Source organism: Salipiger pentaromativorans, assembly GCF_024721115.1.
Taxonomy (GTDB): Bacteria; Pseudomonadota; Alphaproteobacteria; order Rhodobacterales; family Rhodobacteraceae; genus Salipiger; species Salipiger pentaromativorans.
Genome location: NZ_JAMDHK010000012.1, coordinates 59,693 through 74,825 on the forward strand (window position 1 = coordinate 59,693; position 15,133 = coordinate 74,825).

17 protein-coding genes are annotated in these 15,133 nt (G+C 63.2%); 9 read left to right on the forward strand and 8 right to left on the reverse strand.

From position 1 onward, the window contains the following. Positions 1 to 199: 199 nt before the first annotated feature. Positions 200 to 1,318 (forward strand): polysaccharide biosynthesis/export family protein, encoded by a 1,119-nt coding sequence (locus M4578_RS16970; RefSeq protein WP_258094484.1) that lies wholly within the window; start codon positions 200 to 202, stop codon positions 1,316 to 1,318. A gap of 108 nt (positions 1,319 to 1,426) precedes the next feature. On the opposite strand, the gene M4578_RS16975 is transcribed toward M4578_RS16970, so the two are convergent. Further along, a complete protein-coding gene (locus M4578_RS16975) occupies positions 1,427 to 1,849 on the reverse strand; it encodes a c-type cytochrome (protein WP_258094485.1) in 423 nt (140 codons plus the stop codon). 137 nt (positions 1,850 to 1,986) lie between these two features. Between M4578_RS16975 and idi the strand changes: the two genes are divergently transcribed. Continuing rightward, entirely contained in the window at positions 1,987 to 2,508 is a 522-nt protein-coding gene (gene idi, locus M4578_RS16980; RefSeq protein WP_258094486.1) for an isopentenyl-diphosphate Delta-isomerase, read from the forward strand. 37 nt (positions 2,509 to 2,545) lie between these two features. Here the strand turns inward: idi and M4578_RS16985 are convergent, their stop codons facing one another. From M4578_RS16985 to M4578_RS16995, 3 genes are read right to left on the reverse strand one after another with little or no spacing between them, the layout of a single operon-like run. Beyond that, entirely contained in the window at positions 2,546 to 3,145 is a 600-nt protein-coding gene (locus tag M4578_RS16985; RefSeq protein WP_258094487.1) for a Smr/MutS family protein, read from the reverse strand. Then, the gene (gene mltA / locus M4578_RS16990; protein WP_420854818.1) at positions 3,142 to 4,149 is read right to left on the reverse strand and encodes a murein transglycosylase A; all 1,008 of its coding nucleotides are present in this window, start codon (positions 4,147 to 4,149) and stop codon (positions 3,142 to 3,144) included. The genes M4578_RS16985 and mltA overlap by 4 nt, the downstream gene beginning before the upstream one ends. A gap of 35 nt (positions 4,150 to 4,184) precedes the next feature. Further along, a complete protein-coding gene (locus tag M4578_RS16995; RefSeq protein WP_258094489.1) occupies positions 4,185 to 4,844 on the reverse strand; it encodes a Tim44/TimA family putative adaptor protein in 660 nt (219 codons plus the stop codon). A 103-nt stretch (positions 4,845 to 4,947) separates the two neighbouring features. On the opposite strand from M4578_RS16995, the gene M4578_RS17000 reads away from it, so the two are divergent. Next, on the forward strand, positions 4,948 to 5,451 hold the full coding sequence (locus M4578_RS17000; protein WP_258094490.1) for an FxsA family protein: 504 nt from the start codon (positions 4,948 to 4,950) through the stop codon (positions 5,449 to 5,451). A 58-nt stretch (positions 5,452 to 5,509) separates the two neighbouring features. Next, positions 5,510 to 6,013: a protein-export chaperone SecB gene (secB, locus tag M4578_RS17005; RefSeq protein ID WP_258094491.1), complete on the forward strand. Its 504-nt coding sequence runs from the start codon at positions 5,510 to 5,512 to the stop codon at positions 6,011 to 6,013. A 4-nt stretch (positions 6,014 to 6,017) separates the two neighbouring features. On the opposite strand, the gene dnaQ is transcribed toward secB, so the two are convergent. The 4 genes from dnaQ to M4578_RS17025 are packed head-to-tail and all read right to left on the reverse strand — an operon-like array spanning position 6,018 to position 8,716. Then, positions 6,018 to 6,707 carry a DNA polymerase III subunit epsilon gene (gene dnaQ / locus M4578_RS17010; RefSeq protein WP_258094492.1) on the reverse strand — a complete coding sequence of 230 codons (690 nt, stop codon included), beginning with the start codon at positions 6,705 to 6,707 and terminating at the stop codon, positions 6,018 to 6,020. Continuing rightward, a complete protein-coding gene (gene coaE / locus M4578_RS17015; RefSeq protein ID WP_258094493.1) occupies positions 6,700 to 7,290 on the reverse strand; it encodes a dephospho-CoA kinase in 591 nt (196 codons plus the stop codon). The genes dnaQ and coaE overlap by 8 nt, the downstream gene beginning before the upstream one ends. Then, positions 7,287 to 8,120 carry a shikimate dehydrogenase gene (locus M4578_RS17020; protein ID WP_258094494.1) on the reverse strand — a complete coding sequence of 278 codons (834 nt, stop codon included), beginning with the start codon at positions 8,118 to 8,120 and terminating at the stop codon, positions 7,287 to 7,289. Before M4578_RS17020 ends, coaE begins: the two co-directional genes overlap by 4 nt. Next, a complete protein-coding gene (locus tag M4578_RS17025; RefSeq protein ID WP_258094495.1) occupies positions 8,117 to 8,716 on the reverse strand; it encodes a Maf family protein in 600 nt (199 codons plus the stop codon). Before M4578_RS17025 ends, M4578_RS17020 begins: the two co-directional genes overlap by 4 nt. Positions 8,717 to 9,247: 531 nt before the next feature. Here M4578_RS17025 and rho point away from each other — a divergent pair. From rho to M4578_RS17050, 5 genes are read left to right on the forward strand one after another with little or no spacing between them, the layout of a single operon-like run. Further along, positions 9,248 to 10,519 (forward strand): transcription termination factor Rho, encoded by a 1,272-nt coding sequence (gene rho / locus M4578_RS17030; RefSeq protein ID WP_258094496.1) that lies wholly within the window; start codon positions 9,248 to 9,250, stop codon positions 10,517 to 10,519. 19 nt (positions 10,520 to 10,538) lie between these two features. Continuing rightward, complete coding sequence (gene mnmE, locus M4578_RS17035; RefSeq protein ID WP_258094497.1) at positions 10,539 to 11,822, forward strand: tRNA uridine-5-carboxymethylaminomethyl(34) synthesis GTPase MnmE; 1,284 nt, start codon at positions 10,539 to 10,541, stop codon at positions 11,820 to 11,822. A 12-nt stretch (positions 11,823 to 11,834) separates the two neighbouring features. Next, positions 11,835 to 13,703: a tRNA uridine-5-carboxymethylaminomethyl(34) synthesis enzyme MnmG gene (mnmG, locus tag M4578_RS17040; protein ID WP_258094498.1), complete on the forward strand. Its 1,869-nt coding sequence runs from the start codon at positions 11,835 to 11,837 to the stop codon at positions 13,701 to 13,703. Further along, a complete protein-coding gene (gene rsmG, locus M4578_RS17045; RefSeq protein WP_258094499.1) occupies positions 13,700 to 14,323 on the forward strand; it encodes a 16S rRNA (guanine(527)-N(7))-methyltransferase RsmG in 624 nt (207 codons plus the stop codon). Before mnmG ends, rsmG begins: the two co-directional genes overlap by 4 nt. Then, positions 14,316 to 15,125: a ParA family protein gene (locus M4578_RS17050; protein WP_258094500.1), complete on the forward strand. Its 810-nt coding sequence runs from the start codon at positions 14,316 to 14,318 to the stop codon at positions 15,123 to 15,125. Before rsmG ends, M4578_RS17050 begins: the two co-directional genes overlap by 8 nt. Positions 15,126 to 15,133: the final 8 nt, after the last annotated feature.

Below are 15,133 nucleotides of genomic sequence, written 5' to 3' on the forward strand. Positions count from 1 at the left end.
CCGCTTCCGGACGCCTCAAACCCCGGCATCACCGTCCGAAAAACGGCTATTTCCCGCTCATCGGCTGGCTGTTGATGTGTAACCGTCACGTTGAACCGTCCATTTGAATTTTCCGGCGACAAGAGGCTGTCTATCACCAGCGACAACCGCTAAGAAAGCCCAAGATAGACTGGATGATTGTCCCGGGGGGGAAACTGCATTGGTCAGACTGCGCAATACTCTTGTCGCTTTTGCAACGCTTGTGGTGATGGCCGGCTGCGCACTGCCGCGCGGCGCCGCGCTGCAATCGGAAGTGCTCAAGGAATCCTCCAACGACGTCCCGACCTTTCAGGTCGTCGCGGTCACCCGCGCCAACATGCCGTCGATCGCCTCCTGGCCGCGCACAGGCTGGGACAACGAATTCGGCTGGCCCGGCACCTCGAACGGCGCGAATTCAAACGTGATCCAGACCGGTGACCGGGTCGACATCACCATCTGGGACAGCCAGGAAAACTCGCTGCTGACCAATGCCTCCGAGAAATCGACCTCGCTGACCGAGGTCGAGGTCGGCCCCAATGGCGCGGTGTTCGTGCCTTACGTCGACGAGGTCTATATCCGCGGCCTGACACCCGCTGCGGCCCGCGCGCGCGTGCAGGACAAGCTGGTCCAGATCGCCCCCTCGGCGCAGGTGCAGCTCAGCCTCAAGCAAGGGCGTGGAAACTCAGTCGAGCTGGTGGGCGGCGTGTCGCGGCCCGGCGCCTATCCGATGCCCTCGCGCAACTACAAGGTTCTGGGGCTGATCGCCGATGGCGGCGGCATCGTTCCCACGCTGCGCAACCCGCAGGTGCGGCTGATTCGCGGCGGGACGACCTATGAAACCTCGGCCAGCACCTTGCTGGAAAGCGGCGCACGGAATGCGCTGCTACGCCCCGGCGACACCGTGATCGTCGAGCAGGACGACCATAGCTTCACCGCGCTGGGCGCCTCCGGCACCGAAGATCTGATCTATTTCCCCAAGGACGACCTGACCGCGCTGGAAGCGGTGTCGCTGATGGGCGGGCTCACCGACCAGCGCGCCGATCCCAAAGGTGTTCTGGTGCTGCGCGAATACCGCGTGAAGCATCTCCGCTCGGACGGCAGCGCACCGCGCATGCAGCAGGTGGTCTTCACCTTCGATCTGACCTCGGCAGATGGGCTTTTTGCCGCGCGGAAATTCCTGATCAATCCGAACGACACCATTCTGGCCACGGAATCCCCGATCACCAAGACCCAGACGGTCTTCAATCTGGTGGGCAGCGTCTTCGGTCTGACGCGGCAGGCCACGACCCTGGCGAACTGATCCGCCGTCACCCGGCGGATCTGACAGCAGACAGCAGAAAGGGCGCATCCCCCGATGCGCCCTTTCGCTTTTTCGCAGCGGCGGCAATCTGCCGCCCGCGACCCCGGCTTATTCGGCCGGCGGCGCGACCGAAACGAGATAGGCATAAACGTCGGCCATGCCATCCTTGAGCTTGAAGGTCATGCCCGAACGCGCGCCGGAATCGTCGAGATAGGATTTCAGGAACCCGGTCGGATCCTGGACGTATTCCTCGAAGGTGGCCTCGTCCCAGATCAGACCCTTGTCCTTGGCATCCTCGATCGACTTCTTGTAGCGGAAACCCTCTTCCGAGCCCGCATGACGGCCGATCACACCGTAGAGGTTCGGGCCGGTCTTGCCGCCCTTGACGATGGCTTCGCCGGCATCGTCCACGATCATGTGGCAGGACCGGCAGCTCTTCTTGAAGATCTTCTCCCCTTCGCCGGCGTCCTGAGCATAGGCCGACTGCGCAAGAGTCACTGCGGCGATCGCCATGGCTATCTTGAATTTCATCTATTGTCTCCCGTGACACGTCTCCGTTCTGAAAACTAGCGCAACGACGCGCGTGTCAACAATAGTCAGGGCCCTCACATGCGACCATATGACGAGGGTTTCTTGACCTTGGCGCGGCTTGAAGAGAAACAGGCGCCATGAACAGCACCATTCCCGCCTGGGTGAACGGAACCCTTGCCCCGGTCGACAAGATCGACGCCCATCTGCGCGGCCTGCGCCACAAGGCCGTGTCGGTCTTTGTGCTGCGTGGAGACAGTGTGCTGATCCAGCGCCGGGCACTGGGCAAGTACCACACACCGGGGCTTTGGGCGAATACCTGCTGCACCCATCCGCACTGGGAGGAAACACCGGAACACTGTGCCCAGCGGCGGCTCGAGGAAGAGCTGGGCATCCGTGGCCTCGCGCTGCAACCGCGCGGACAGGTGGAATACCGCGCCGAGGTGGGTGGCGGAATGACCGAACACGAGCTGGTCGACATCTTCGTCGCCGAGGCTTCGGAAAGCCTGAAGATCGAGCCGAACCCTGCGGAAGTCATGGATGTGGCCTGGATCTCTCTGGACGATCTGGCGGCGCAGACGGCGCGCGATCCGGAACGCTTCACCCCCTGGCTGCGCATCTATCTGAGCGACCACGCGCCACAGATCCTGGCCGGGCGCTAGGCGTTTCCGAGTTTCGGGAAAGCGGGTGCCTGCCGGTTCAGCGCCGGCGCCGGAGATAGACGTAATACGCGCCCGAGCCGCCATGCTTGCCATGCGCCTCGCTCACTTGCAGCACCGCTTGCGCCACAGGCGGCATGCGCAGCCACTGCGGGACCTGCGTCTTGAGCACACCGCGCCGCCGGGGCATCGGATCGTGCGGATCTTCGCGTAGGCCCTTGCCGGTGATCACCAGCACCAGCCGCAGCCCGCGCATCTGTGAGGTCAGGATGAAACGCACCAGCTCCGGATGCGCCTGATCCAGCGTCATCCCGTGCAGATCGAGCCGCGCCTCGGGGGCGAGCTTGCCGCGTTTCATCCGGGTGAAAGCCTTGGCATCCATCGACACCGGCTCGCGCGCCAGACGATCCGAGGTCGTGCCAAGGAAATCGTGGCTTTCCGGGGCCGGGCGCGCGCCGGCACCAAGCGAGAAGGGCGACAGCGGCTGCGGCTTGGGGGGCTGCGCCGCCCGTATCACCGGCTCCGGCGGCGTCTTGGCTTGCGGGGCGGCGGTCTTGTGTCCGCCCGGCAGGCGCTTGGCGGTCTTCGCCACCTGCTGCCAGAGTTCCAGCTCGTCCGGCCGCAAGCGGCGTTTGCTCATAAGACCGATTCCGGCAACAGCGCATAGGCGCGCTGGATCGGCAGGAAGACCACAAGCCGCCCGGGGTCTTTCAACCGCCCGGCCTGCCGCCCCGCCTGATCTCCGGATCCGAAAAAGATGTCGGCCCGCTGCGCGCCCTTGATGGCCGAACCGGTATCCTGCGCGATCATCAGCCGGTGCAACGGCGTCTTGCCCGCCTTCTCGATCCAGACCGGCGCCCCGAGCGGCGTATAGGCCGGATCCACGGCGATCGACCGCAACGTGGTGATCGACCGGTTCATCGCACCCAGCGGGCCTTTTTCCGCCGGAACCTCGTTCACCTCGCGGAAGAACACGTAAGAGGGGTTGTGATACAACAGCTCCTGCCCGTCGAAGGGGTTGCTTCGCACCCAGCTCTTGATCCGCTGCGCCGAGACCTGATGCGCGTCGAAAGTGCCGCGCCGCACCAGCTCTTGCCCGATGGAGCGGTAGGGCTGCCCGTTGGCGCCGCCATAGCCCACGCGAAGATGGCGCCCATCTGGCAGGCGGATACGTCCAGATCCTTGAATTTGCAGAAAAAACAGCTCAACCGGATCATCGACCCAGGCGATTTCGAGCCCACGCCCCTCCATCACGCCCGACGTCAGGATTTCGCGCCGCGTGAACCAGGGCCGCGTATCGCGCGCCTCCGAGGGCATCCGGTAGATCGGATAGCGGTAACGCGGGCTGGGCGACAGCGACCCGTCGAGCTCGGGCTCGAAATAGCCGGTGAAAAGCCCTTCCTTGCCGTCGCCGATCTGCACCGGACGAAAGAACAGTTCAAAAAAGCCGCGCGCGTCGGTGGTTTCACGGGCAACGGCGCAAAGGCTAACCCAATCGGGCTCGCGCATGTCGCCGCAGGTTTCCAGAAACACCGACAGGGCGGCGGCGTGATCGTCTTCCGCCCATCCATCCAGATCGGCGAAATCGAGGATCTCGTAAGTGGTTTCGGTTTCCGCCGCGCTCATGGTGCCTGCCATTGCCATGCCTGCCACAAGCGCGACACGGATCGCCTTCCGCATTACTCGTCGGTCGCGACCAGTTGCCAGTTCGGATCGTCGCTGCCCATGTTGCGGCCATAGGTCCAGACATCCTTCTGGCGCTTGACCGTCGTCGCGCTGCCTTCAACGATCTCGCCCTCGGCATTCTTCACCACCGAGGTCAGCTCGCCCACATATTTCACCGTGATCTCGGCCAGACGCTGATCATCGTCGAAAGTCGCATCGACCAGCGTCAGCTCACGCACGCCGACAAATTCCGCCTCGATGGTCAGGCCCTGTTCGGCCCGCGCCTGAAGCACCTGTTCGAAGCTCTCATAGACCTCTTCGGAGAGGAAGGGCCGCAGATCCTCGATCTGGCCATTGTCGAACCCCATCAGGATCATCTCATAGGCGCCGCGCGCGCCCGAGAGGAATTCGCTGACGCTGAAAGACGGTTCCGCGCGCTTCATCTTGGCCAGCGCCTCGGCGGCGGGGCTGCCTTCGGGGACGTGGTCGATGATGTCGCGGTCGGGCCCGCCCTCGATCACTTCGAAATCGCGCTTGGTGTCGTCGCGCCGGCTTTGAGCGGGGACCGGGGGTTTTTCGAACCCGTCACGTGTTCCCAGAACGCTGCGCAAGCGCAGGATCAGGAAAATCGCGATCCCGGCAAGGACCAGAAGCTGGACGATCGGCGTGTTCATCGGCACCTCATGCGTGCATACGTGGAAGTTTCACTGTTGCAACCCTATGTAGGGGCTGGGCACGGGCAAGTCTACCGGCGCCCGGACGCAAGGGAGACCCGTCATGTGGCTTTTTCTGTTATTCCTCATGGTGCCGCTGATCGAGATCGCGCTGTTCATTCAGGTCGGCGGGTTGATCGGCCTGTGGCCGACGCTGGCCATCGTGATGCTGACCGCGATCCTCGGCACCTGGCTGGTACGCTCGCAGGGGCTGCGGGCGCTGGGCGATCTTCAGGGGTCGTTTTCACGGCTCGAGGATCCGACGGCGCCGCTGGCCCATGGTGCGATGATCCTGCTGGCCGGCGCGCTGCTGCTCACGCCGGGATTTTTCACCGACGCCGTCGGCTTCGCACTGCTGGCGCCGCCGGTGCGGCTGGCAGTGATGCGCTATATGTCGCGGCGGGTGACAGTGGCGCGGTTCGAGATGGGCCGCGAAATGCCGCCGCGGCCCGACATGCGGCCCGATCCGCGTGACAGGAGCGATAGCGATGTCATCGAGGGCGAGTTTACCGAGCTGCCCCAGGGCAAGAAGCCCAATCATCCCGGTTCCGGCTGGACGAAGCATTGAGGCGCGGGGGTAGGGCTGCTATGGCAGTGCAAACCTCGTGTCCAGGAGAGAGAAAATCATGGCAGATACCCCCCAGAACGGCGCGAGCGAAGCGCCGGCGCCGGTGAAGATGAACGTGCTCGCGCAGTTCGTGCGCGATCTGTCCTTCGAAAACATCCTCGCGCAGAAGGGCAGCGCGGGCGAGGTGCAGCCCGACGTTCAGGTGCAGGTCAATCTCGACGCCAAGAAACGGACCGCCGAACATCAGTACGAAGTGGTGATGAAGCTGAAGGTCGAGTCCAAATCCAAGGGCTCGGACTCGATGCTGTTCCTGCTCGAGATGGATTATGCCGGCGTCTTCCACATCGAAAACGTGCCGGACGAGCAGATGCACCCCTTCCTGCTGATCGAATGCCCGCGCATGCTGTTCCCCTTCGCGCGCCGGATCATCTCGGACGTGACCCGCGATGGGGGGTTCCCGCCGCTGAATCTGGAAATGATCGACTTCGTCGCGCTGTACCGCGCCGAGCTGGCGCGCCGTCAGCAGGCTTCGGCCGGCGGCGAGCAGAAGCTCGACGCCTGAGCGCTCAGCCCCGGTTCCAGAGGGCGTTTTCCCCGATTTTTTCGACAAAGGCGGCGTGAGCCGCCTTTTCTTCTTCGGTGATATGCGGCGGCAGCGGCACAGGCCGGCGGGACGGGCGCCAGCTTTCATCCGCCTCACCGCCGCCGCGGTTTTGGCGGACCGGGCTCAATACCAGATCGGGCTGCTTGCCACCGATCAGCTCCAGATAGACTTCGGCCAGGATTTCACTGTCGAGCAAGGCGCCGTGCAGGGTCCGCGACGAATTGTCGATGCCGAAGCGGCGGCACAGCGCATCCAGCGAAGCCGGCGACCCGGGAAACCGCCGCCGTGCGATTTCGAGCGTGTCGATGGCGCAATCCCGGGGCAGCAGCGGGCGGTTGGTCCAGCCCAGCTCGGCATTGAGGAATTTCACGTCGAAGGCGGCGTTGTGGATCACCAGCTTGGCGTCGCCGATGAAGGCCAGAAAATCATCGACGATCTTCGCAAAGACCGGCTTGTCGCGCAGGAAATCGTCGCCCAGCCCATGCACTGCAAACGCCTCCTGCGGCATGGAGCGTTCGGGGTTGATATACTGGTGATAGGTGTTGCCGGTGGGCACGTGGTTGAACAGCTCCACCGCGCCGATCTCGACGATGCGGTCGCCCTGATCCGGTTCGAAGCCGGTGGTTTCGGTGTCGAGCACGATTTCACGCATGGCGCCGCCTTTCGATGTCTTCCAGTACAAAATGCACCTGCGCGCGCGCGTGCTCAAGCGTGTCGGTTTCGATCACGTAATCCGAGCGCGCACATTTCTCGGCATTCGGCATTTGCCGCGCGAGGATCCGGTCGAGATCCGCGGGGCTCATCGTGCCCCGGGCCAGCACCCGCTCGCGCTGAAGCTCCGGCGGAATCGTGACACAGGCGACCGCGTCCATCTCGGCCTCGGCGCCGGTCTCGAAAAGCAGCGGGATGTCGAAGACCAGGATCTTGTCGTCATGCGCATGGGCAAAGGCATCGCGGTCCTGACGGACCAGCGGATGCACGATCCGTTCGATCCGGGGCAGGGCGCTTGGATCGGCAGCAATCACATCGCGCAGCCGCTCGCGCGAGATCGCGCCGTCCTCGATGACATCAGGAAACGCCTCCTGCATCGGTGTCACCGCGGCGCCACCGGGCGCGTAAAGCCGGTGCACGGCGGCATCCGCATCCCAGACCAGACAGCCCGCCTCGGCGAAAAGCCCGGCGGTGGTGGATTTCCCCATGCCGATGGAGCCGGTCAGGCCAAGGCGAAAGATCATCCCAGAACGGCCGCGCGGGTGGCATCGTCGACCTCGGGCCGCTGGCCGAACCAGCGTTCGAAACCGGGCACCGCCTGATGGATCAGCATCCCGAGCCCATCGACACAGGTGCAACCCTGTTCCGCCGCCACACGCAGAAGGCGGGTTTGCAGCGGCGTATAGACCAGATCGGTCACAACGGTGCCGGGGCGCAGCCCATCGAGCGGCACGCGCAGCTCGGCTTTGCCGACCATGCCAAGCGAGGTGGAGTTCACCACCAATGCGGCATCTTCCAGCACATTGCCCGCCTGCACCCATTCGACCACCTGGATACGGTTGCCGAAATCGTCGCGCAGGCTCTCGGCGCGCAGGCGGGTGCGGTTCGACAAGCGAATTTCCGGCACGCCCACTTCGAGCAGCGAGGCGATGACCGCGCGGGCAGCCCCACCCGCGCCCAGCACCACGGCGGGCCCAGCCTTCGGATCCCATCCCGGCGCCCCCTGGCGCAGATTTTCGATGAACCCGTAGCCATCCGTATTGTCGGCATGGATGCGGCCATCGTTACGAAAGATGATCGTGTTGGCCGCGCCGATCAGCGTGGCGCGGTCCGAGACCAGATCGGCGATCTCCATCACCTTTTCCTTGTAGGGAATGGTGACGTTCACGCCGACGAACCCGAGATCGGGCAGCAGGCGCATCGCGGCGTCGAGCTTGTCCGGCGCGATCTCCATCGGGATGTAATGACCGGCAAGCCCGTATTTTCCGAGCCAGTAACCGTGCAGCCGGGGCGACCGGGAGTGAGCGACCGGCGCCCCGATCACGCCGGCCAGCGGAATACGTGAGAGTGTCATGCGGCAATGATCCCCCGGACCGACAGAAACGCAAGCAGTTCGAGCAAGGGCAGCCCGAGAATGGTGAAATGGTCGCCTTCGATCCGGGCAAAGAGGCGAACGCCTTCTTCCTCGAGCTTGTAGCCCCCGACCGAGTGGCGGATGCTGTCCCAGTTTCGGACGATGTAATCGTCGAGATAAGGTTCGCCGAACGCGCGCATGGTCAGTCGCGCGACCCCGACATGGCGCCAGACCGGTTCGCCGTCCTGATAGATCACCGCACCCGAATAAAGGTGATGCCGGACACCCCGCAGGCGCAGAAGCTGGCGGCGCGCTTCCTCGGGGCTTTCCGGCTTGGCAAAGATCTCGCCCTCGAGGGACAGGATCTGATCGCAGCCGAGAACGAAGGCCCCGGGGTTGCGTTGCGAGACGCGGCGGGCTTTGAATTCGGCCAGGGCATCGGCCATGTCGCGCGGGCCCGCGCCTTCGGCGGCAAGCGCTTCGCGGATGGCGGATTCATCGACGCGGGGCGGCTCGATTCGGAAAGGCAAAGCCGCCTTTTGCAGCATCTCTGCCCGGATTTGCGACCCGGACGCCAGGATGAGCGGCGGCACCATGTGGAAAAACCTGTCGAAAGCTGCGGGGTCTTGTCAGGGGATTGTTCTGAGGAAAATCGCCAGGACATGCAAGCACGGGGACAACCCGCAGGGTTCAGCCCGGCTCACGACAAATCATCCGGCTGTGGAACAGGATAACTTCGGTCTGGGGATGCCGGGGAGGAGCGGCTTCTTATCCCGATGTTTTCCCGGCCCCCCTCGTTGGCATCAATCCGCTGATTACATGTCGTATTCTGTGCGGGGCAGGTCATGGCCCCCGCGAACACTCACAGAATTTTCCACATCCCTGTTTCTTTGGGACAAATCCGCCATAAACCAATAATCCACGGCGCAAGCCCGGTCCTAATATCAAAATCATCTTTCTTCTTTCTTTCTTAAAGAATGGTTTCCTCCAGCCGGATCGCTTCTCCGGAGAAAGATTGACTCGGACGGGCGGGATGATTAGGTGACATGCGACGCCCGTCCGGGTGTGTCGTTTTCCCAGAGACTGCCAGATACGGGGCCAGAGCATCGGCCCGGAAGGATTCCTGTATGAGCACAGAGAAGCTCAACCTTGCCGACCTGAAGGCGAAGAGCCCGAAGGATCTTCTCGCGATGGCGGAGGAGCTCGAGATCGAGAACGCCTCGACCATGCGCAAGGGCGAGATGATGTTCCAGATCCTGCGCGAGCGGGCGGATGAGGACTGGCAGATCTTCGGCGACGGGGTGCTGGAAGTGCTTCAGGACGGGTTCGGGTTTCTGCGGTCGCCCGAGGCGAACTATCTGCCGGGTCCCGACGATATCTATGTCTCGCCCGATATGATCCGAAAATACTCGCTGCGCACGGGGGATTCCATCGAGGGCGAGATGCGCGCGCCGGATGGCGAAGAGCGGTATTTCGCGCTGGTGGATGTCTCGAAGATCAATTTCGAGGAACCGGAAAAAGCGCGGCACAAGATCGCCTTCGACAACCTGACGCCGCTCTATCCCGACGAACGGCTGAAGATGGAGATCGAGGATCCGACAATCAAGGATCGCTCGGCCCGGATCATCGACCTGGTGGCCCCGATCGGGAAAGGGCAGCGGTCGCTGATCGTGGCGCCGCCGCGCACCGGTAAGACGGTGCTGCTTCAGAACATCGCGACGAGCATCGAGAAAAACCATCCGGAATGTTACCTGATCGTCCTGCTGATCGACGAACGGCCGGAAGAGGTGACGGATATGCAGCGCTCGGTGAAGGGCGAGGTGATTTCCTCGACCTTCGACGAGCCCGCGACGCGGCATGTGGCCGTGTCGGAAATGGTCATCGAAAAAGCCAAGCGTCTGGTGGAACATAAACGAGATGTTGTGATCCTTCTCGATTCGATCACCAGACTTGGTAGAGCGTTCAATACAGTTGTGCCGTCCTCGGGCAAGGTTCTGACCGGTGGTGTGGACGCAAATGCGCTGCAGCGGCCGAAGCGGTTCTTCGGGGCCGCGCGGAACATCGAAGAGGGCGGATCGCTGACGATCATCGCGACCGCGCTGATCGACACCGGCAGCCGGATGGACGAGGTGATCTTCGAGGAATTCAAGGGCACCGGCAACTCCGAGATCGTGCTGGACCGGAAGGTGGCGGACAAGCGGGTCTTCCCGGCGATCGACATTCTCAAGTCGGGCACGCGGAAGGAAGACCTGCTCACCGACAAGGTGGATCTGCAGAAGACTTTCGTGCTGCGGCGCATTCTCAACCCGATGGGCACCACCGATGCCATCGAGTTCCTGCTGTCGAAGCTGAAACAGACCAAGACGAACTCTGAATTCTTCGATTCCATGAACAGCTAAGACCGGCCGGGAGGCAGGGTTGGATACCATCTTTGCCCTAGCAAGCGCGCCGGGAAAAGCCGGGGTGGCTGTGATCCGCGTTTCCGGGCCGAAAGCCTGGGAAGCGGCGGGGGCCTTGGCGGGCCGTTTGCCGGCCCCGCGGCAGGCCGCTCTGCGCCATTTGCGCGATGCCATGGGGCAGGTGCTGGACGAGGCACTTGTGCTGGTGTTTCCCGAAGGCGCGAGCTTTACCGGCGATCCGGTTGCGGAATTTCACATCCATGGTAGCACGGCGATCCAGCGCGCGGTGTTGCGCGCCCTGGACGCGGTCGAAGGGCTGCGTCTGGCGGAGCCCGGGGAATTCACCCGGCGGGCGCTGGAAAACGACCGGCTGGATCTGACTCAGGTCGAGGCGCTTGCGGATCTGATCGAGGCGGAAACCGAAAGCCAGCGGGCGCAGGCGCTGCGGGTGTTTGCCGGGGCGCTCGGCGAAAAGGTCGAAAGCTGGCGACGGGATTTGATCGAGGCGGCGTCGCTTCTGGAAGTGACCATCGACTTCGCGGATGAAGAGGTTCCGGTCGATGTGTCGGACCGGGTGCGGGAACTGCTGTTGAAAGTCAGCGCTTCGCTTGCCGAACAGCTTCGCGGGATGGACGCGGCGGAGCGGATTCGTTCGGGCTTTGAGGTGGCGATTGTCGGGGCGCCGAATGTGGGCAAGTCGAGCCTGCTGAATGCACTGGCCGGACGGGATGCGGCGATTACCTCGGATATTGCGGGGACGACCCGCGACGTGATCGAGGTGCGTATGGAAATCGCCGGTCTACCGGTGACCCTGCTCGATACCGCAGGTTTGCGGGAAACGCAGGATCCTGTGGAGCAGATCGGGATTGCGCGCGCGTTGCAGCGGGCCGAGCAATCAGACTTGCGGGTGGTTCTGACGGACGCACGCGGGCTACCCGATGTGCTGTTGTCGGAGGAAGATCTGGTTCTGCCCTCCAAGGCCGATCTGACTGGGGATGCTAGTGGGATCTCTGTGGTGACGGGGCAGGGCATGGATCGGTTGATTGCCGAGATCGGTGCGCGACTCTCCGAAAAGGTACAGAATGCCGGTTTGGCGACGCGGGAGCGCCATCGCGTCGCGTTTCAGGATGGAAAAGCCGGGCTGGAGCAGGCGATGATGCTGCTGGAGCGGGGTCCGGACTGGTATGATCTGGCAGCGGAAGAAGTTCGCGCGGCGATTCGCAGCTTGGAGCTGTTGATTGGCCGGGTGGATGTCGAAAATCTTTTGGACGAAATCTTTTCGAGCTTCTGTCTCGGGAAGTGAGGAGTGTTTCACGTGAAACATCGCGACTTCGATGTGGTGGTTGTCGGGGGCGGGCACGCGGGCGCGGAAGCGGCTGCGGCCTCTGCCCGTCTTGGCGCCAGAACGGCCCTGGTCACGTTGTCCGAGGCGGGGATCGGAGTGATGTCCTGCAATCCGGCGATTGGCGGGTTAGGGAAGGGGCATCTCGTGCGCGAGATCGACGCGATGGACGGGGTCATGGGCCGCGTCGCGGATCAGGCAGGGATTCAATTCCGTCTGCTCAATCGTCGAAAGGGGCCGGCGGTTCAAGGACCGCGCGCGCAGGCGGATCGCAAGCTCTATCGGGAAGCGATGCAGCGCGAGATGCGCGCAACGCCGAACCTGACCGTGGTTGAAGGCGAAGCGGTGGATTTGCTGCTTAGCGGAGATCAGGTTCGGGGTGTCGTCCTCGAGGACGGAACGCAGCTCGCGGCCGGAGCGGTGGTTCTGACGACGGGGACGTTTCTGCGCGGCGTCATCCACATTGGCGATCAGTCGCGGCCCGGGGGGCGGATTGGCGACAAGCCTTCTGTGCGGTTGGCGGAACGCATCGACGATCTTGGGCTGGAGCTTGGCCGTCTGAAAACCGGAACGCCGCCGCGGCTGGATGGCCGGACCATCGACTGGGCGCAGCTTGAAGACCAGCCGGGAGATGACGAACCGGTGATGTTTTCCTTCCTGTCGGAAGCGCCCGTCGCGCGGCAGGTGAGCTGCGGGATCACCCACACAAATACCCGGACGCATGAGATTATCCGAGAAAATCTCGGTCGTTCCGCCATGTATGGCGGACATATCGAAGGGGTCGGTCCCCGCTACTGCCCGTCGATCGAGGACAAGATCGTGCGGTTTGCCGACAAGACCTCGCATCAGATCTTCCTGGAACCCGAAGGGCTCGACGATCACACGATCTACCCGAACGGAATTTCCACTTCTCTGCCGGTGGATGTTCAGGTGGACTACGTGCGCTCGATCGCCGGGCTTGAGAAGGCCGAGATCCTTCAGCCGGGCTATGCCATCGAATACGATTACGTCGATCCGCGCTCGCTGGACCTGCGTCTTGCGGTGCGCACGGTTGCGGGGCTGTTCCTGGCCGGGCAGATCAATGGCACGACGGGATACGAGGAAGCTGCGGCGCAGGGGCTGGTTGCCGGTCTGAACGCCGCGCGCGAGGCGCTTGGCGCGGAGCCGGTGCATTTCGGGCGCTCGGAATCCTATATCGGTGTGATGGTGGATGATCTCACCTCGCGCGGGGTTTCCGAGCCCTATCGCATGTTCACCTCCCGTGCCGAGTTCCGGCTGTCGCTGCGCGCGGATAACGCCGACCAGCGACTGACGCCCAAGGCGATGGCGCTGGGCTGCGTTTCGGACGACCGGTGCGCGCGGTTTAACGAGAAGATGGACAAGCTGAAGAACGGTCGGGCCGCTCTGGAAGAGCGCCAGTTTACCCCGAAGGATGTCACCGCGCTGGGGATCCAGGTTGCGCCGGATGGGCAGAAGCGGAACGGGTTCCAGCTTTTGGCCTTCCCGGATGTGACCATGGCCACGTTGAAGGCGGGCGAACCTGGCTTCGGTGAGATCGACCTCGAGATTGCGGAGCAGCTTGAGCGCGATGCGCTCTACGCCAACTACATCGCCCGGCAGCAGCGGGATGTGGAAGCGCTGCGGCGAGACGAGGCGATGACGATTCCGACCGGCTTCGATTTCGCGGGGATCGAAGGGCTGTCGAACGAGCTGAAACACAAGCTCGCCTTGGCGCGCCCGGAAAATCTGGCGCAAGCGGGGAAGGTGGATGGCATGACGCCTGCGGCGCTCTCCTTGCTCTTGCTGCGGGTCCGCCGTCATGGCCAGGCCAAAACCGCATGACACTGATAGATCCGCGCCTGCCGGAGCTCGATGTTTCACGTGAAACACTCGACCGGCTCACCCACTTTGTCGATCTGTTGGAAAAGTGGTCCCCAAAGATCAATCTGGTGTCGCGCAACACGCTGAGCGAAAGCTGGAGCCGTCACATTGTGGATTCGGCGCAGGTCTTTCAGATTCCCGACCGGCGCAGCGGGCGCTGGGCCGATCTCGGGGCCGGCGGTGGCTTCCCCGGTCTGGTCGTGGCGATCCTCGCGCAAGAGCTCGCGCCGGATCTCGAGGTGGTTCTGGTGGAAAGCGATCAACGCAAGGGCGTCTTCCTGAGGTCGGTCCTGCGCGAAACCGGGGTAAGCGCGCGGGTTCTCGTGGGCCGGATCGAAGAGATTGATCCGCTGAATGCCGACGTGCTGAGCGCCCGTGCGCTGGCCGATCTCTCCACGCTCATGGGGTTTGCCGACCGGCATCTCGCGACAACCGGTCAGGGGGTGTTCCTGAAAGGTGCCAACTGGAAAAAAGAACTCGATGCTGCCCGGGAATCGTGGAAGTTTCGCTGCGCGCAGCGTACAAGCATTACTGATCCCAACGCAGTCGTTTTGACCATCGGAGCTCTGACTCATGTCTGATCCGTCGCGGCCCAGCGGCCCCAAAATCATCGCCATTGCTAACCAGAAGGGCGGCGTCGGCAAAACCACGACGACGATCAATCTGGGGGCCGCTCTGGCTGAACGCGGCTTCAACATCCTGGTGGTCGATCTCGATCCGCAGGGCAATTCCTCGACGGGGCTGGGGATCGAACCCGACGACCGCGAGTTCACCACTTACGAACTGCTTCTGGAAGACATCGAGCTCGATCAGGTGATCCTGAAGACCGATCAGGACAAGCTGCACCTGATCCCGGCGACGGTGGATCTCAGCTCGGCGGATATCGAACTGGTGGCCAATGAAAAGCGCAGCTTCCTCCTGCACGATGCGCTGCGCCAGACCGAGATGGACCGCTTCGGCTTCGATTACATCCTGATCGACTGCCCGCCCTCGCTGAACCTTCTCACGGTGAACGCCATGGTGGCGGCGCATTCCGTTCTGGTGCCGCTGCAAAGCGAATTTTTCGCCCTGGAAGGTTTGTCGCAGCTCATGCTGACCATTCGTGAGGTGCGCCAGACGGCCAATCCGAACCTGCGGATCGAAGGGGTTGTGCTCACCATGTATGACGCGCGCAACAACCTGTCGCGCCAGGTCGAGGACGACGCGCGCGAAAACCTCGGCGATCTGGTGTTTTCCACGGTCATCCCGCGCAACGTTCGCGTCAGCGAGGCGCCGTCCTTTGCGATGCCGGTGCTGTCCTATGACGGGCAGTCCAAAGGGGCGACCGCCTATCGCGCGCTGGCCGACGAGCTTCTGCGCAAGAACGCCCGCCTGGCGGCCTGAGAGACCTA